11 protein-coding genes are annotated in these 17,491 nt (G+C 71.0%); 4 read left to right on the top strand and 7 right to left on the bottom strand.

Annotation, left to right across the window (positions count from 1 at the left end; all coding sequences use genetic code 11):
- Positions 1-6 precede the first annotated feature (6 nt).
- Positions 7-1,533: an acyl-CoA carboxylase subunit beta gene (locus tag FZN60_RS24090; RefSeq protein WP_158876067.1), complete on the bottom strand. Its 1,527-nt coding sequence runs from the start codon at positions 1,531-1,533 to the stop codon at positions 7-9.
- A gap of 118 nt (positions 1,534-1,651) precedes the next feature.
- On the opposite strand from FZN60_RS24090, the gene FZN60_RS24085 reads away from it, so the two are divergent.
- Together FZN60_RS24085 and FZN60_RS24080 are read left to right on the top strand one after the other, a co-directional pair.
- On the top strand, positions 1,652-3,046 hold the full coding sequence (locus FZN60_RS24085) for a helix-turn-helix domain-containing protein (RefSeq protein WP_158876066.1): 1,395 nt from the start codon (positions 1,652-1,654) through the stop codon (positions 3,044-3,046).
- Positions 3,047-3,445: 399 nt separating this feature from the next.
- Positions 3,446-5,554: a HAMP domain-containing methyl-accepting chemotaxis protein gene (locus FZN60_RS24080; RefSeq protein ID WP_246727134.1), complete on the top strand. Its 2,109-nt coding sequence runs from the start codon at positions 3,446-3,448 to the stop codon at positions 5,552-5,554.
- 105 nt (positions 5,555-5,659) lie between these two features.
- Here FZN60_RS24080 and FZN60_RS24075 read toward each other — a convergent pair whose 3' ends face one another.
- The 4 genes from FZN60_RS24075 to FZN60_RS24060 form a co-directional block, all read right to left on the bottom strand.
- Positions 5,660-7,876 carry a GumC family protein gene (locus FZN60_RS24075; RefSeq protein WP_158876065.1) on the bottom strand — a complete coding sequence of 739 codons (2,217 nt, stop codon included), beginning with the start codon at positions 7,874-7,876 and terminating at the stop codon, positions 5,660-5,662.
- A complete protein-coding gene (locus tag FZN60_RS24070; RefSeq protein ID WP_158876064.1) occupies positions 7,873-8,982 on the bottom strand; it encodes a glycosyltransferase family 4 protein in 1,110 nt (369 codons plus the stop codon). The genes FZN60_RS24075 and FZN60_RS24070 overlap by 4 nt, the downstream gene beginning before the upstream one ends.
- 62 nt (positions 8,983-9,044) lie before the next feature.
- Positions 9,045-10,196, bottom strand: a complete 1,152-nt coding sequence (locus FZN60_RS24065; protein WP_158876114.1) for a glycosyltransferase family 4 protein — start codon at positions 10,194-10,196, stop codon at positions 9,045-9,047.
- Positions 10,197-10,261: 65 nt separating this feature from the next.
- Entirely contained in the window at positions 10,262-11,518 is a 1,257-nt protein-coding gene (locus FZN60_RS24060; protein ID WP_158876063.1) for a polysaccharide biosynthesis/export family protein, read from the bottom strand.
- A 406-nt stretch (positions 11,519-11,924) separates the two neighbouring features.
- Here FZN60_RS24060 and FZN60_RS24055 point away from each other — a divergent pair, with 406 nt between their 5' ends.
- Positions 11,925-13,223, top strand: coding sequence for an O-antigen ligase family protein (locus FZN60_RS24055; RefSeq protein ID WP_158876062.1), 1,299 nt, complete (start codon positions 11,925-11,927; stop codon positions 13,221-13,223).
- Positions 13,220-15,313, top strand: a complete 2,094-nt coding sequence (locus FZN60_RS24050; protein ID WP_158876061.1) for a right-handed parallel beta-helix repeat-containing protein — start codon at positions 13,220-13,222, stop codon at positions 15,311-15,313. The genes FZN60_RS24055 and FZN60_RS24050 overlap by 4 nt, the downstream gene beginning before the upstream one ends.
- A gap of 37 nt (positions 15,314-15,350) precedes the next feature.
- On the opposite strand, the gene FZN60_RS24045 is transcribed toward FZN60_RS24050, so the two are convergent.
- Positions 15,351-16,082: a response regulator transcription factor gene (locus FZN60_RS24045; protein WP_158876060.1), complete on the bottom strand. Its 732-nt coding sequence runs from the start codon at positions 16,080-16,082 to the stop codon at positions 15,351-15,353.
- 364 nt (positions 16,083-16,446) lie between these two features.
- Positions 16,447-17,487, bottom strand: coding sequence for a hypothetical protein (locus FZN60_RS24040; protein ID WP_246727131.1), 1,041 nt, complete (start codon positions 17,485-17,487; stop codon positions 16,447-16,449).
- Between the last annotated feature and the right edge of the window lie 4 nt (positions 17,488-17,491).

The following is a 17,491-nucleotide window of genomic DNA, read 5'->3' as shown; positions in this document are numbered from 1 at the left end:
AAAGGTTCAGAGCGGGATGTTGTCATGCTTCTTCCACGGATTGGCGAGCTGCTTGTGCCTGAGCTTGCGCAGCGCCAGCGCGACGCGCCGGCGCGTCGCGCGGGGCATGATCACCTCGTCGACGAAGCCCTTGGAGGCCGCCACGAACGGGTTGGCGAAGCGCGCCTCGTATTCGGCGGTGCGGGCCGCGATCTCCTCCGGGCTCCTACCGCGGAAGATGATCTCGACAGCGCCCTTGGCGCCCATCACCGCGATCTCGGCGGTCGGCCAGGCATAGTTGAGATCGCCGCGCAGGTGCTTGGAGGCCATCACGTCGTAGGCCCCGCCATAGGCCTTGCGGGTGATCACCGTGATCTTCGGGACCGTCGCCTCGCCGTAGGCGAAGAGGAGCTTCGCCCCGTGCTTGATGATGCCGTTGTGCTCCTGGCCGACGCCCGGCAGGAAGCCGGGCACGTCGACGAAGGTGACGATGGGGATCTCGAAGGCGTCGCAGAAGCGCACGAACCGCCCCGCCTTCTTGGAAGCGTTAATGTCGAGGCAGCCGGCGAGCACCGTCGGCTGGTTGGCGACGAAGCCGACCGTGCGCCCCTCGATCCGACCGAAGCCGGTGATGATGTTGCCGGCATGGGTGGGCTGGATCTCGAAGAACTCGCCGTCGTCGACGGTCTTCACGATCAGCTCGTGCATGTCGTAGGGCTGGCTCGCCGAGGGCGGGATCAGCGTGTCGAGGCTCGGCTCCAGCCGGTCGAACGGATCCTGGCAGGGTCGCACCGGCACGCCCGAGCGATTCGAGGCCGGCAGGAAGCCGATGAAGTCGCGCGCGGCGAGAAGCGCCTCGATGTCGTTCTCGAAGGCGCAGTCGGCGACGGCGGACTTGGTGGTGTGGGTGACGGCGCCGCCGAGCTCTTCCTGCGTGACGACCTCGTTGGTCACCGTCTTCACCACGTCGGGACCGGTGACGAACATGTAGGACGAGTCCTTCACCATGAAGATGAAATCGGTCATGGCCGGCGAATAGACCGCCCCGCCGGCGCAAGGGCCCATGATCAGGCTGAGCTGGGGCACGACGCCGGAGGCAAGGACGTTCCGCTGGAACACCTCGGCATAGCCGCCGAGCGAGGCCACGCCCTCCTGGATGCGCGCCCCGCCCGAATCGTTGAGGCCGATCACGGGGGCCCCGACCTTCATGGCCATGTCCATGATCTTGCAGATCTTCTGCGCGTGACGCTCGGACAGCGAGCCGCCGAAGACCGTGAAGTCCTGGCTGAAGACGAAGACCAGCCGACCGTTGATCGTGCCCGATCCCGTGACGACGCCGTCGCCGGGGATCACCTGGGTCTCCATGCCGAAGTCGGTGCAGTTGTGCTCGACGAACATGTCGAGCTCCTCGAACGAGCCCTCGTCGAGCAGCACCTCGAGGCGCTCGCGCGCCGTCAGCTTGCCCTTGGCATGCTGGGCGGCGACGCGGCGTTCGCCCCCGCCGGCCCGCGCGCGCGCACGCTTCTGTTCGAAACCCGTCAGAATGTCCTGCATCCGCACCCTTTTCGGTGAACGCTTGGCATCGTCCTCGTCTTCTTCCAGCCGGACGGCGCCCGTGCAAATGTGGTGTTGCGAAGTTGCGAAGCGAACATTTTGCAAGGGGCGGTGAACCGTGGGAGATTACGTCGGCGCGGACCTGCGCGCCCTGCGGGCCTCGCAAGGCCTGCGCCAAGCCGAGATGGCCCGGCGCCTCGACATCTCCGTCAGCTACCTGTCCCAGCTCGAGAACGACGTCCGGCCCCTCACCGCGGCCGTCGCGGCGCGCCTGGCTGAAACCTTTCCGCTGGACTGGACGGACCGCCGCATGGCGAGGGGCCGCCGGGCCGCCTCGCTGGTCGACCTTCTCGACGATCCGCTGTTCGACGGCCTCGACGACCGTGGACGGATCCTCAAGGTGCTGGAGCGCCAGCCGGTCCTGGCGGAGCGGATCGTCCGGCTGCATTCCTCGTGGCGCGAGATGCAGGAACGCCGGTCGATGGCCGACGAGGAGCTCGCCGTCAGCGCGGCCGAGCGCGGACGCCTGCCCTGGGAGCGGGTGCGCGACTGGTTTCACGAGGCGGGCAACTACATCCATGCGCTGGACGTCGCGGCGGAAGCCCTGTCCGCCGAGATCGCGGGGGCGCCGCCGCGCGAAACCGACCTCGCGGCGTTTCTTCTCGCCCGGCACGACGTCGTCCTGCGCGACGACAGCAAGGCGATTGGCGACGGGGTCCTGCGCCGCTTCGACGCCGACAGCCGCCGGCTGACGCTCGGCCGCGCGCTTCCCCCCGAAACCCGGCGCTTCATGATCGCCAACCAGATCGCCCAATTGTCGTTCGGCGGCATCATCGCGCAGATCGTCTCGGCGTCAGGGCTTCCGAGCGTCGAGGAGCGCCATCTTCTGGAAGCCGGGCTCGCGAACTACGGCGCCTCGGCGCTGCTGATGCCCTACGGGCTCTTCCGGCGCCACGCCCGGCTCGTCAGGCACGACATCGACCGCCTGCGCGAGCGCTTCGCCACCAGCTTCGAGCAGACCTGCCATCGCCTGTCGATGCTGCAAAGGCCGGACGCGCTGGGCGTGCCCTTCTTCTTCTGCCGGGTCGACATGGCGGGCAACATCACCAAGCGCCATTCCGCCACGCGCCTGCAGTTCGCCCGGTTCGGCGGCGCCTGCCCCTTGTGGATCGTTCACGAAGCCGTCGCCATCCCCGACCGGGTCCTCGTCCAGCTTGCCGAGATGCCGGACGGGGTGCGCTACGTGTCCATGGCCAAGGGGCTGGTCAAGCCGTCCGGATCCTATTCCCGGCCGCCGAGGCGCTACGCCGTGGCGCTCGGCTGCGAAGCGGACCACGCCGCCTCGTTCGTCTACGCTGACGGGATCGACGTCGAGGGGCCGGGAACGCCGATCGGCGCGACGTGCCGCCTGTGCCCGCGGCGGGACTGCGATCAGCGCGCCTTTCCGCCGACCGAACGACCGATCGCGGTCGACATGCACCTGCGCCGCTTCGTGCCCTATCGCGTGCTTTGAAGCGCGCTCGGATCGCGCCGAGCCGCGCCCGGCTCCCGAGGCCGCAAGCAAGCGCATCAGCTTGCTTACCCCGTAGACCGGCATCCCGGGTCGAAATACGTCCTGCTGCCTTCGACTTGCAAGATCAGCCGGCATCTGCCGACACGCGAGACCTACCTATACATCCAAAATGTCCAAACAGATCGAACAGTCGGGGTGGAATGACGCATGCGCCCGATCAAGCCGGCGACATAAAACCTGAACGGGTATTGTACAGAAACCTCTACCTCAGAATGCGTAGTGGGTTATACTTAGCCGCATGATAAGCTAAGGATAAGCTCTGTCCCTTACAAGCGGTGCGCGAGTTCCATCCCAGCTCAGGAAACATGCGATTCCCGGGCGATAAAGGGTTTCATCGTCGTGCGCCTGACAATCAACGCAAAGCTTGCCGGCGCTTTTGCCGGCACACTCCTGATGCTGGCCGGCTCGGGTTATCTCGGCATATCGAGCCTCGGCTCGGCCAACGAGACGATAATCTCGTTCGCCGAGCGCCCCTACACCCAGTCGAACCGTCTCGGCGACGTCGGGCGGGAAATCGAGGCGCTGGGGCGTTCGCTCAACGCGCTGATCATGACCAACGTCGATGAGCAGAAGACAGAGCTGCGCAAGACGATCGAGGACACCTACAACCAGACGAAGAGCGGCCTCGTCGTTTATCGCGAGGCGATCGCCAAGACCGACACCGCGTCGATCGCGCGAACGAACGAGGTTCTCGCCAATCTGGAGACGTGGATCCAGAACGCCACCAAGGCGATGGATCTGTCGCAACGCAATTCCATCACCCGGGCGCTCGAACTCAACGCCGCGAAGGGCGAGCCGCTCGGCTCGCGCCTTTTGAACGAGCTGACGCAGACGCGCGAGCAGATGCTGGCCGCGCGCTTCGACGGCCCGGCTCGCCCGATCAACGCGGATCTGCGGACCGAGCTCCAGACCGTTCGCTACCTGATGATGGATGCCGTTGCGGAAAACCAACCGGCGCGTCTCCAAGCGGCCGAGACCGCCTTCGAAGCGAGCGTCGCCTCCTTCAAGGAGCACCTCGCGGACTACGAGGCGGCCGGTAAAGGCACGCCGTACGCCGGCGACATCGCCCAGTCGGCTGCGACCGGAGGCGAATTCCTGGACGTCGCGCGCCAGATCTTCTCGCTCGGGTCCGCCAATACCGACGCCGATGCCGGCACGCTCGCCATCGAGCAGGTTCGCCCGGTCACCTCGACGATGAGCAAGCAAGTCTCCGAGCTTCTCGGATACGAGCAATCCGTCGCGAAGAGCATGCGCGAAGAGATGGAGGCCAACTACGCCTCCACCAGGACCATGCTCGTCGCCGTGGTTCTCGCGGCGCTCCTGGCCGGCACGATGGCCGCCGCCTGGATATCGATCTCGCTGCGACGCGGCCTGAAGCTGGCCATGCACCACGCGGAGAAGATCGGCCGCGGCGACATCTCCGAGCGCATCGTCCACAGCTACAACGACGAGATCGGCGACCTTCTCACGACGATCTGCCAGATGCGGCTGAAGCTGAACACCATCGTTTCGGGCGTTCTGGGATCGGCGACGCAGATGGCGTCGAACTCGCGCCAGTCGGCGACGACGGCCGAGCAGCTGTCGTCGGGCTCGACGGAGCAGGCGGCGGCCTCGGAGGAAACCTCGGCGGCGGTGGAGGAGATGACCGCGAACGTGCGGCAGAACGCCGACAACGCGACGCAGGCCGAGACCACCGCCCGCACGGCGCGCGATCTCGCCGAGGACGTGGCGGGCGCCACCGCCAAGGCCGTCCAGGCCATGGGCGAGGTCGCCGACAAGGTGCGCCTCGTTCAGGAGATCGCCCGCCAGACCGACCTCCTGGCGCTGAACGCCGCCATCGAGGCGGCCCGCGCCGGTAGCCACGGCAAGGGCTTTGCTGTCGTCGCCTCGGAGGTCCGCAAGCTCGCCGAGCGGGCGCAGGCGGCCGCCACCGAGATCGGCGAGCTGTCGACCGGCACCCTGGACGTCGCCTCGGGCGCCGGCCAGAAGATGACCGCACTGCTTCCCGCCATCCAGCGCACGGCCGAGCTGATCTCGGAGATCTCGGCGGCCTGCCGCGAGCAGTCGATCGGCATCGAGCAGATCAACCAGTCGATCGTGCAGCTCGACCAGGTGACGCAGGCCAACGCCGGCGCGGCCAACGAGATGACGGCCACCGCCGAGGCGCTGTCGGGCGAGGCCTCCAGCCTCAACGAGCGCGCCGGCTTCTTCAAGCTCGACGCGACCGCGAACCTCGGCACGCCGTCCTCTCAGGCGACCGCCGCGCCGGGGCTCGCTCCCCTCGATCCGGTCGGCGGCGACGCGCGCGCGCTGCAAGCGCAGGCGGCTCGCTTTGCCGGCACGCGCTCCGCGCCGGGCAAGGCGGCGCGCCCGGCGAGGACCTCGCCGGCCAGCGGCGTCAGCCTCGATCTCGACAGCGACTCCAACTTCGAGCGCATGAGCGGCTGACCGCCTCATCTCCCCAAGCCGTCGGCGAGCCCCCGCTCGCCGACGGCATATCTCGTTGAAGCGAACGCTACCCAAGCGATCCGGCGGCGCGCAGCCCGCGACCCCTCACGGTCCGGCGGCATAGGATCGAAAGCGGGCCGACCAGCCGATCGGATCGTTGAAGCCGTAGAGCGCGTGGCGGCCCGGATCGACCCTGTTCATGACGACCGCGATCGGCCGGGGCTCGCCGTCCCGCAGGCGCTCGATCGCCGCTTCCGCACATCGCAGTTCGGTCTGTCCCCATCGCAGGACCAGGAGGACCGCGTCGACCGCTTCGACGAGAAGCGCGGGCGTGAGCGTCGCCAGGACCGGGGATGCGTCGAGGATCGCCACCCGCTTGTGCTCCTTGGCATAGGCGAGCACGGCCTCCAGCGCCGCGGCATCCAGCGGCCGACCGGGGGACGAGCCCCGCGTCAGGAAGGCGATGCCGCTCGTCTCGTCGGTTCGAACGGCCTCGGCGACGTCGATCCGGCCCTCGATCACGTCGACGAGCCCCGGCCCGGCCGCGGTTCCGAACAGGTCATGGACGCGACCGCGCGTCGGGTCGCAGTCCACGAGAAGCACCGGGCGCGAGGCCGCCAGCTCGGCCGCGAGCGCCGCCGCCAGGGCGGTCTTGCCCTCGCCCGGCAGCGGCGAGGTGACCAGCAGGCTGTCGGGAAGCCGCCCGCCGTTCGCCCGCTTCACGCCCGCGAGCACGCCGCGGATCGCGTCGGCGAGGGCACCGTCCCGATGGCGCGAGAGAAAGCGGGGCAGATCCCGCGCGACCCGCCGGGGAAGGCGGTGCACCAGACCGGCGGGGAGGACGTCGAAGACGTGGCGCAGCTGGGACGGGCTGCGGACGGAGCGGTCCATCACCTCGGCCAGCGTCGCGGCCGTCAGCGCGGCGAAGGCCGCGCCGGCCAGAACCAGCACGAACAGAAAGGCCCGGCCGCGCCCGCTGGGGCGAAGCGGCATCGTGGCGGGCGACAGAACCTCGACCTCGGCGGAGGGCAGTGCGCGCTCGGCCGCGAGCGCCCGGCGCCGATCCTCGAGAGCCGCGAGCGCGCCCAGCTCGCTCGCGGCGTCCGCCTCGAGCTCCCGCCGGCGCGCGGCCGCGGCGGACTGGTCCTGCAGCGCCGCGCCGGCCGAGGCGAGCCCGGCCTGCATCTGCACCTCGTCCCGCGCCATGCCGGCCAGGCGCACGTCGATCGCCTTCGCCGCGCGCGCCGCCTCGATCTCGATGGCGGCAGTTGTGGTCCGGATCGCGCCCTGCGCCGCTACGACCTGGGGGCTTGCGGCGCCGTAGACCTCCAGAAGGCGCTGCAGCTCGCCGCGCTGCAGCTGCAGCTGCCGGCCGAGATCCGCTGCGACCGGCGTGTCCACCAGCACGATCCTGTCCTCCGGCGCGAGAGGCCGGCGCAGCGCCGCGCTCGTTTCCGACAGGTCGCGGCGGGCGCGTTCCATGCCGGCGCGCTGCGCGTTGAGGTCGCCGATCGTCCGGACGCTGCCGGCCAGAAGCTCGCTGGAGGCGAGCCCTCCCGCCGCCGCGAAGTCGCTCACCGCGCGCTCGGCCTCCGCCACGCGCCGGCGCTGCGCCTCGATGCGGCCGGACAGCCAACTGTCGGCCGCGGCCAGGCGCCGGACCCGCTCGGCTTCGCGCGCCTCCAGGTAGACGCGCAGGAGCATGTTCGGGACGGCCGCGCCGAGCGCCGGATCGTGCGAGGAAAAGCCGATCTCGATCACGTTCGAACTCGGATCCCGGCTGATCCGCAGCGCGTCGAAGAAGGAGCGGACCACCGGGTCCAGAGGATCGCGCCCCGCGGAGGCCTCTTCGCCGGCTCCCGGCGCCGCGGCCTCTCCCGTCAGGGCGCCGAGAGCCGACGAGATGGCGCTCCTCAGCTCGTCGACGAGCGAGGGCGAGCCGAGAGCCGGGTTGAACTCGGCCCGGTCCGCGAGGCCGAGCCGTTGGATCACCTGCACGGCGGCCTCGCGCGACAACAGCCGCTCGACCTCGGTCTGGAGGTTCAAGGGATCGGGGTCCAGCCGGTCGGTGCCCGTGAGCGCCGCCGAGGATGGCGGGTGGATCAGGACGCGGGAGGCGGCGACGAAGATCGGCTGGTGCGCCAGGATCGGCGGCAGGGCGGCGGCGGCGACGAGCGCCACGAGCGCGACGATCAGCCAGATCCGACGGCGCAGCATGCGGGCGATGCCGGCGAGGTCGAGCTCGCCCCCGTCCGGCTCGGCCGGACGGGGCGCCGCGTAGCGCAGGTGCATGGCTCGGGACAGGTCGTCGGCGCGGGTCATGTCGTCTTCCGTTCCAGGAGCCCCGACGGAGCCGGGGCGAGCGAACCGTAGAGAGCGCCGAGCCGTCCGATGTAGGCGCCCATGCTGAAGCGCTCGAGATAGCTGGCGCGCGCCGCCGCCCCGAGGCGCGCCCGCAGCGCGGGATCGACGACGAGGCGGGCGAGCGTCGCCGCCAGCGCCTCGGCATCGCCGACCGGCGCGAAGAGGCCGTTGACGCCGTGCTCGATGGCCTCCTCGTGCGCGCCGACGCGCGTCGCGACGACTGCCCGGCCGTGAGCCAGGCCCTCGATGACCGCCATCGCCATGCCTTCGGCGTGCGAGGGCAGGACGAGGATGTCGGCCCCGGCGAGGAGCGCACCGGCTTCCGCACGGCCGAGCCAGCCCGGCATCGACACGCGCTCGCCGAGCCCGAGGCGCGCAGCCTCGCGCAGATAGGACGCGACGGCTCCGTCGCCGGCGAGCACGGCGCGCCAGTCGAGCCGGGTCATGGCGGGACTGGCGAGCGCCGCCAGAAGCTCCGGCACGCCCTTTCGCGGCCCGAGCGTGCCGAGAAAGAGGATGGTCGGCACCGGCCGGTCCGGCGGACCGGCGGGACCGGGATCGGGGACGCAGTTTCGCAGGACGAGGGTCCGCGAGGGCGCGACGCCGAGGTGCTCGACGACCGTGGCGCGGTCCCGGTGCCCGAGCACCACCACCCGGTCGGCGCCCTGGAACATGCGGCGGATGCGCGCCAGCTGCCGGGGCGTGCGCGCGGCGAGGTCGGCCGCGTAGTCGTTGTCGTGGAGATGCAGGACATGGGTGCAGCCGATCGCTCGTGCGAGGCGCGCCAGGATCAGCTTCCGGATCGTGCTCCCCCGCCCGGCGACGTGGATGTGATGGATCCGGCCCGGCGCGACGATCCGGTCGCCCAGCATCGCGGCGAGCGCCAGCCCCAGGCGCGGCAGGGAGCGCGGCGGCGACCAGCGGGGCCCGCGCGTGTCGGACAGGCGGTGCGCCTGATCGGGCCCGGCCGCGTCGACGACGTAGCCGACCAGCCGGCCGATCCCGCCGGCGAACTCGCGCCCGCCGGCGAGGTAATGGCGCACCTTGACGCTTTTCTCGTGCATGAGGCCCTCGCCGGCTCTGATTCGTTCGTTTCGGATGCCGCCCGCCTCGGGATCGATCCACCTCAGCCGGGAAGCGCGGGACTGTCGCCGGCGAGCGGCGCGCCCTTCGCCGTGGCGGCGCCGGCGGCGATCTGCCGGTAGAGCGTTGCGGCCTGCGCGCCCACCGTCGCGGGCGCGTTCGGGCCCTTGGCCCAGGCCCGGGCGGCGCGGCCGAAGGCGGCGAGGCGGTCCGGCCGCTCGGCGAGGTCGGCGATCGCTTCGGCGAGGCGTTCGGGGTCGCCGGGAGGCACGAGCGCGCCGAGGCCGTGGTCGCGCACCGTGCAGCCGAGCTCCCCGACATCGCTCGCCACCACCGGGCGGCCGAAGGCGGCGGCGACGTTCAGGACCCCGCTCTGCGAGGCCTCGCGATAGGGCAGCGCCACGAGGTCGGCGTCGAGAAAGAGCTGCGCCACTTCGCGATCCCCGACGAATCGGTTGCGCACGTCGTAGCGCGACGGGTCGCCCATCAGCGGCTGGAGCGCCCAAGGATCGTCGCCGCGCCCGGCCAGGACGATCCGCAGGCCGGCGACGCGCCCGGCGAGGAGCGCTTCGGCGCGCAGGAGAACGTCGAGCCCCTTGTAGGAAAAGAGCCGGCCGAACATCAGCACCGTGAAGACGCCGGGCGTTTCGCGGCGCGTCATCCCTTCCGCCCGCGCGAGATCCGCATAGCGTCCGATCGCGGGATGGGGGAGGACGTGGACGCGCTCGGGCGCCTTGTTGAAGCGCGCAGTTGCCCGGCGGGCGAGCGCCTCGCCGTGAACCACGACGTCGCCCGAGAGCCGGCAGGCGAGATCGCCGCACCAGCGGGGGATCGTGCTCGTGTCGGTATCGCCGGGGTGCAGCTCGACGTCGTGGACGGTGGTCACGATCGGCATCGGCCGCCAGAAGGGCAGAGCGAGGTTGAGCCAGACGACGGTGTGACTGAGAAGATGGATGACGTCCGGCCGCTCGGCGCGCACGAGCCGCGTCAGGGCGAGAAGGAAGCGCGGATTGGCCAGGTCGCGGTGGCGCGGCCAGTCGAGGAGCCTCAGGTCGATGCGCGGGTCGATCGCCGCTTTGAGCCGCGCGTAGCGACGTCGCGGAACGGCGAGCAGCACGTCGGCATGGCCGACGAGCCCGTTGGCGAAGGCGATGGTGAAGTCCTCCAGCTCGGACACGAGCAGGAGCACCCGCAGCCGAGCCCGCCCATCGCCGCTCCTCCGGCCGCCCGGCGCGTCGCGCCTCGCCTCAAGGAGCGTCGTCATCGGCGCGGTCTCGGCGCGATCGTGACCTGGACGACGTCCCCGGGATCGATCGCGGTGTCCATCGCCGCGGCCAGAACCGTTTCCTTGCCGTCCACGATCCTGTGCAGGGTCACCGTGGGCTCCGCCAGCTCGGAGGCGTCGGGATCGGTGATGGCGATGCCGGCGGCGAGGAGGGCTCCGGCGAGGACGCCGCTCTCGGCCCGGAGCTTGGCGCGCTGTCCGATGGCTTCCACGAGCTCGCCGCGGACCTCGACGCGGCGCTTGGCCTCGACGACGTCGAGTTCGTAGCGGATGGTTTCCTTGCCCTGGCGGGCCCGCGCGGCGAAGGCGCGGTTGTCGAGAAGGTCGCGGGAGATCTGCGATCGCTGCCGCTCCAGCTCCTGCAGCCGGCTTTCGGGCACGAGGCCCTTGGCGAGCAGCGTCCGCGCCTTTTCGATCTGGGCGGCCTGGATCGCCTCCTCGTTCTGCTCGAGATCGGCCTGCTTGCCGAGGATGTCGATCTCGAGGTCGGCGAGAACGAGCCCGTTCTCCAGGTGGTCGCGGCTGCTCTCCGACTGCTTCACGCGGTCGGCGAACTGGCCGGTCTCCAGGTCGACGATGGCCTGCGTTTCGTCCGGCGCGGTGGTCGCGGCCTCGATCTCCGAGAAGTCCGGCGCCTTGAGGTCGTCGAGCTCGGCGCGAAGCCTGGCGATCCGGCTCTCCACCTGGAGCAGCGAGACGGCGTTGCCTTCCCAGCGGGCTCTCAGGTCGAGAAGGTCCGTCGCCGACATCGGCTCGGCCCCGCGCGTGCGGTCGAGCCCGCCGGCGAGGATGATCGCGTGGCGCACGGTGAGGCCCGGCGAAAACGGGACCGAACCGGGATTGGCCACCATGCCGCCGACGTAGAAGGGCCGATAGGACGCGATCTCGACGAGAACCGTTGGGACGCGCACGAGGCCGCGCCCCGCGATCGCCTCCTGGATGCGGGCGCGCGCGCCGTCGAGGTCGAGCCCGGCGACCTCGATCCCGCCGACCTGCGGGAGCATGATGCGGCCGTCCGCATCGACGGGCGCCTCGCGGTTGAGGTCTGGCGCTTCCGACACGGAGACCCGGATCACGTCGCCGGGCGCGACCGGCGAGGCCGCGCGGGCGAAGCCGGTCGGAGCGCCGGCGACGAGAAGGCAAAGGGCGGCGAGCGCGAGCCGGCCGGCCGGTCCGTGGCCACCCGGCGATCGACGGGAGGAACGCGCAGGGTCAATCTCGTGGCCGATCATCGAAGGTCCGCCGTGGTTTCGCGATGGGACGGTGCGGGGCCGGCCGCGCGGCCGTGCTCCTCGCTTCGCCTCCAGGCGGATCAGCCTATCCGGGGCATGAAACGGGACCAGCGGCCCATTCGGCGGTGCCGGAGCCGATCGCGGATCCCATGGGTCGAGGCTCTCCCCCGAACGGCGGATGGCGGGCGCGGTCGTTCGGAGGACGCCTCGTGCGATTTGCCGAGTTCGCACGGTCGCGGGCCCGGCGATCCTGGTCCCGCGACCGCATCGAAACACGAGGAGCGCGGCGAGCGGCCATGCGAGACGCGGACGACGATCGGCCGGTACCGCCCCGCGCGGCAGCCGTGTTCCCGGCCCGCCCGCCCCGGCGGCCGGATCGGCCCGAGCGTTCGTGACGGGCCGGCCGATGAGCGGCGGACTGCGGATTTCCTGGCGGCGCCTCGAATGGTGGGGCTGCGGATTGGCGCTCTTCCTTCAGACCGGCGCGGCGTTTCCGCTCCTGATGGACAGCCTTCGCGGTCCATCGGATCCGGGCAACCTCACCGAGCTGCGCCTCTTGGCGCTGCCGCCCTACGCCATCACGATCGCGCTCCTCGCGCGCCATCGCCTCCAACTGCTTCTGGCGCTGCGCCGCAACCTGCCGCTCGTTCTTCTTCTCGCCCTTCTGACGGCCTCCGTCCTGTGGTCCGTCGCGCCGGGCGTGTCGCTGCGCCGGGCGGTGGCGCTGCTCCTGTCCATGGGACTGGCCTGCGTCATCGCCATCCGCTTCACGCCGCGCCAGATGCTCGTCCTCGTCGCCGCGGTGCTCCTGCCCTGCATGGCCGCGAGCCTCTGCCTCGGCCTCCTCGCGCCCCAGCTCGCGCGGATGCCGGACGACATGCAGCTGCGCGGCATCTTCCTCCACAAGAACGTCCTCGGCTGGTATTCCGCGGTGGCTGTCCTGGTCAGCGGCTTCATGGTCCTGCAAGGCTCGGTCGTCCGGCGCCCCGTCGCCTGGGCCGGCCTCGGCGTCAGCCTCGCATGCCTCCTGTCCTCGACGTCCATGACCGGCCTCCTAGCGCTCCTGGCCGTCGCGGTGCTGGCGCCGTTCTACGCCCTCCTGCCCCGGCTGAGCGGTTCGGCCCGCCTTCTTCTGGTGCTCGTGGTGCTCGAAGCGGCCTCGCTCCTGATGCTGGGCCTGCAGGCCTATCTCGTGCCCGCGCTGGAAGCGCTGGGAAAGGACGCGACGCTGACGGGGCGCGTTCCGCTCTGGGACCTCGTCGACGCCGCCATCGCCCGGCGGCCACTTCTCGGCTTCGGCTACAAGGCCTTCTGGCAGAGCCCCGAGGCCTGGTCGATCTGGGGCGCGATCGGCTGGAACGCGCCCCATTCCCACAACGGCTACCGCGAGATGCTCTTGAGCGGCGGCGTCGCCGGCCTGGCGCTCATGCTCGTCGTTCTCGCCACCGCGTTGCGGCGGGGCGCGGCCCTCCACTGCGCCGACCCGCGCGCGGGCTGGATCTGGCTCAACGTCCTCGTCGGCATGTTCGTCGTGATGAACCTCACGGAGTGCCTGTTCATGGAACAGAACGACTTCCTGTCGATCCTCTGCGCCACGGCGATCCTGTCCTTCGGGCTGCGCGCGGCCGAGCTGGGCCGCGCGCCGGCTCTCGCCTCCGACGGACTGGATCTCGGACCCGCCGCATATCCGGCGAGGAGCCTGTGAGGCCGCTTCGGCTCGCGGCGGGCCTGACGGCCGCCTGCCTGACAAACGGACTGCCCGTGCTCGCGCGCCCGGTGGCGGCGCCGCCCGCCATCCTGCGCATCTTCGTCTCGCCGTCGGGAAGCGACGCCGGGAGCGGCGAGCAAACGGCGCCGGTGGCGACGCTGGAGGCGGCGCGCGACATCGCCCGCGCCCATCCCGGCCCGGACGAGATCGTGCTGCGCGGCGGCGACTATCATCTGAGCCGGCCGGTTCTCCTCGATGCCGCCGACAGCGGCCTGAGGATCGTCGCGGCCGCCGGCGAGCGGCCGATCCTTCACGGCGGTCCGCGCCTGTCGCGCTGGCGCCGCGAGGGCGAGGGCCTCTGGTCGGCCGAGCTTCCTTCTTCAGGGGACAGCCCCGTCGCCGACCTGTTCGTCGGGGGTAAGCGGCAGGTCCAAGCCCGCTATCCGAACGCGGATCGGGCGGAGGACGGTCGGGGCGGCTGGCTCTTCGCTGCGCCGCAGGCGCCCGGTCCGGACGGGATCGGCAAGCGGCAGTTCCGCTTCCGCGCGGGCGACCTCCCGCCGATCGAGGGCGTCGGGGGGCTCGTCGCCCACATCGTCGGGGGCGGCTCCCCCGGCATGCAGTGGGGCAGCGACACCCTGCCCGTCACGGCGATCGACCGCCGCTCCCGCACGGTCCACACAGAGGGCACCGACTACTTCCAGACCGGCGAGGGGAGCCGCTACTTCCTGTCCGGCCGTCGCGAATTCCTCGACGCACCGGGCGAATGGTGGTTCGACGCGGCCGCCCGGCGCCTGCTCTACAGGCCCCGGTCGGACACGTTCGACGGGACGGCCGCCGTCGCCGGCATCCTGCCGACCCTTTTGCAGGTCGAGGGCGCATCGGACGTGACCATCTCCGGACTCGGCTTCGAAAACGGCGCGCCGCAGGGCACCGGCAAATTCGGCACCGACACCCGCGGCGGCGGCGCCATCCGACTGGAACGGGCCGACCGCGCCCGCCTCCTCGACAACAGCTTCGAAAACCTCGGCGTCGCGATCCACGTCGCGGAGAGCGCGGACGTCCTGATCGACAACAACGAGATCTCCGGCACCGCCGGAAACGCGATCTATCTCGGCACCAGCTGGGGCAGCTTCGGCCGATCCGACCGCGCGGTGATCACGAACAACCGCATCGCCGACGTCGGCCGCGACTACTTCGAAAGCGCGGCGATCTGGTTCCAGGCCGCCGACGACGTGCGGATCGCGCACAACCTCATCGAGCGGACGGCGCAGTTCGGGATCGCCGGCGGCTCCATCTGGGGCGCGCAGGATGCCTGTCATCGCAGCCTGATCGAGTTCAACGTCGTGCGCGACGCCAATCGGCGCACCGGCGACGGCGGCGCGATCAAGCTCATGGGCGCGCAAGGCGACCGACAGGACAGCATCATCCGCCACAACCTCGTCGGCGGCACCGACCAGCTGATGAACCGCCCGGACGGCACCTTCTGGCCGCCGCGCTACGAGAACACGGAGGAATGGCCGGGGCCGATCAGCTGGGCGATCTATCTCGACGGGCGGGCGAGCGGCGTCGCCATCACCGGCAACCTCCTGCGCGGCAACGTCGCCGGCATCGGCATCAACGGCGGCTGGAGCAACCTCGTCTCCGGCAACGTCGTCGCGGACGGGACCGGCGCCGCCTTCCGGTTCGACGACGCGACCGGCCGGGGCTGGCGCCCCGATTTGGCCGCGCCCAACCGCGTCGAGCGCAACGTCGTCCTGGCCGCCTCCGGTGCCGACCGCGTCGTCGACATCCACGCGCCGGACCACGGCTCGACCTTCGTCGCCTTCGCCGACAATCTCTACTGGGGAGCGCTCGGCCCGAAAAGCTTCCGGGCCTTTCCGGTCGGCGGAACCGGCGACCTCGACCAATTCCGGCTCGCGGGCTGGGCGACCGGGGACCGCATCGCCGATCCCGGCCTCGCGACGGCTGCCGACGGCGGCTACGCCCTTGCCGGAACGTCCGCCGCCGCGCGCCTGGGCATCGATCTCGCGCCCTTGCGCCGCGCCGGCCCGACGGACCGCCCGCGCGTGACCGGCGCGCCGTGACGGGCCGCTCCGGCGGGCAAAGCTGCGCGCCGCGGCGTCAGTTCGGGCGCCCGAGGACCGTGCTACCGCTCAGCGCCGCGAGGAGCCTGTGCGGCGCCTCGGAACCGGGAAGCAGCTGGCTCAGCTTGTAGCCCGCTTCCGTCCGGTTGCGGGCCTGCAGCTTCTTCATGATGTTGCGGATGTGGACCTTGACCGTGCTCTCGCACATGTTGAGATCGTAGGCGATGAGCTTGTTCGGCTTGCCGCGGCGCAGCCCCTCGGCGACGGCCGCCTGACGGCAGGTGAAGCTGGCGACGCCTTCCGGAACCGGGCGGTTCGCGACCACTTCGCGGATCGCGGCGAGGCTGGTGGCCGGCATGCAGATCGTCGCGACGCCGGCCAGTTGCACGGCGAGAAGCGTGGCTTCGATGCCGAGGCTCGCCGGGATATAGCCCCGCGCGCCGATATCGATGGCCGCGACCATCTCCGAGAGATCCTCATAGGGCGACAGCACGACGACCGGCGACGGGCCGCTGGCCAGAAGTTCGCCGATGTCGGATCCAACGCGCGGCTCGGACATCCGTCGTCCCTGCGCGTTGTAGAGGACCGTGTCCGGAGCTTCCACGGCACCCATCGCGGCGATCCACTCGGCCACCGAAGCGAAGGAGGCGACCCGCGTTTTCGGCCGCGCCGCTTCGATGCCGCGCGCGAAGCATTCCCGCTCCAGCGCCCGGCTGTCGATCACGACGATCGACATCGCCCGTCCCTTGTCCGCTCGCATGCCGCTCATCCTTTGACCCTCCCACTCGCGCCATGGCGGCGCCAGCGCCGCCTGCGAGCAGCGCCCAGCAAAACTGACGTTGAGGAATTTGAAGAGAAACCCCTTCGGATACCTGCTCCTTCGCACGGCTCCCGACCGGACGACTGAACAACGACCGACAGGCAAAATATATAACTCAGAAAAATGCACGGACGTTATTCCCGGTTAACGACGGCCGGGATGGCGGGCGAAACGGACGCGAACGGCTTAGCGAGCTAAACTTGAGCCGCCATAGGGATCGAAACGCGCCTTGAGCGCCACGCGGGTCCTGCAGGCCGCCCCGCCTGACGCTCGTCGTACCCGTCTCGCGCCGAACCGCTCGGCCGGGACGCTTCTAGAGCAGTTCGGCGACGCCGCCCGGCGCCGGCCGGGCGCCGCGCCGGACCAGTTCGGCCGCGCGCAGCCCGCCGGCTTGGAGCCGGATCACCGGCTCGTGGCCGAGCGAGCTCAGGAGAATGCCCATATGGCCGCGGGCCGGCTCAATGGGCGGGCAGAGAACGAGGCCGAGCCGGACCGCCGCAAGCCGGTCGACGTCGCCCCAGACCTGCGCGAGGAGGGCACCCGGCGCGATCGAGGCGAGGCGGGCGAGGTCGCCCTCGCCGAGCGGCGGCGAGCGCCCCGGATCGAGGGCGATGACCACCGCGTCCCAGGAGCCCGCGTCGGCGTCCCCGATCCGCTCGGCGATGCTCACGCTGGCGCCGGCCTGAGAGAGGCCCCGTTCGATGAAGGGCGCGAAGGGATTGTCGCACAGGAGAAGGATTCGCCGCCCATCGGGCGGCAGGCCGGAATCGGCGAGAAGATGCGCGCAGAGCGGGCCGAGAAAGGCGAAGACGCCGACCAGCGGATGGCGCTCGTTGACGGCCGCGACGCGGATCCCCTTCTCGCGGCAGGCCGCAAGGTCGAGGTCGCTCTCGCGGAACTCCCAGGCCTCGAACATCAGCGCGATCACCGCATGCCGCGGCAGGCCGTCGATGATGTCGCGACCGATCGGACGCAGGTGCCCGGAATTGGTGAGGATATCGCATTCGCCGAGCATGGCGGGCGTGACGGCCCGCGCGACCTCGATCCGGGACGACACGCCCGCGGAGGCCGCGAGGCCGAGCGTCGCGGCGGCGGCGTCCTCGAAGCGCCCGTGCAGGGCCGAGTCGCGCGCGATGGCGAAGACCCGGCTCGCATTCGCCATGGCGGCGATGGTCGCGGTCACGGCATAGATGCCGGTGGCGGCCTCGGTCACCACCGTCAGGCCCGACAGGTCGAGGCCGAGCCGGTCGACCCGCCGCCGCATGCGGTCGACTGCGTCGATCGTCGCCCTCCCCTCCCCCGTCCAGTCGCGTTTGTTGACGGACCTCGAATCCGCCTGCACCGTTCCGATCATGGGA

This window comes from Antarcticirhabdus aurantiaca, from assembly GCF_009765365.1.
Classification (GTDB): Bacteria; Pseudomonadota; Alphaproteobacteria; order Rhizobiales; family Rhizobiaceae; genus Antarcticirhabdus; species Antarcticirhabdus aurantiaca.
This window is presented reverse-complemented; position numbering and strand designations above follow the sequence as displayed.

Excerpts from the sequence above, each read along its gene's own strand:
- FZN60_RS24090 (WP_158876067.1), bottom strand. The coding sequence starts at position 1,533 with ATGCAGGACATTCTGACGGGTTTCGAACAGAAGCGTGCGCGCGCGCGG.
- FZN60_RS24075 (WP_158876065.1), bottom strand. The coding sequence starts at position 7,876 with ATGACCCGCGCCGACGACCTGTCCCGAGCCATGCACCTGCGCTACGCG.
- FZN60_RS24070 (WP_158876064.1), bottom strand. The coding sequence starts at position 8,982 with ATGCACGAGAAAAGCGTCAAGGTGCGCCATTACCTCGCCGGCGGGCGC.
- FZN60_RS24060 (WP_158876063.1), bottom strand. The coding sequence starts at position 11,518 with ATGATCGGCCACGAGATTGACCCTGCGCGTTCCTCCCGTCGATCGCCG.
- FZN60_RS24055 (WP_158876062.1), top strand. The coding sequence starts at position 11,925 with ATGAGCGGCGGACTGCGGATTTCCTGGCGGCGCCTCGAATGGTGGGGC.
- FZN60_RS24045 (WP_158876060.1), bottom strand. The coding sequence starts at position 16,082 with ATGAGCGGCATGCGAGCGGACAAGGGACGGGCGATGTCGATCGTCGTG.
- FZN60_RS24040 (WP_246727131.1), bottom strand. The coding sequence starts at position 17,487 with ATGATCGGAACGGTGCAGGCGGATTCGAGGTCCGTCAACAAACGCGAC.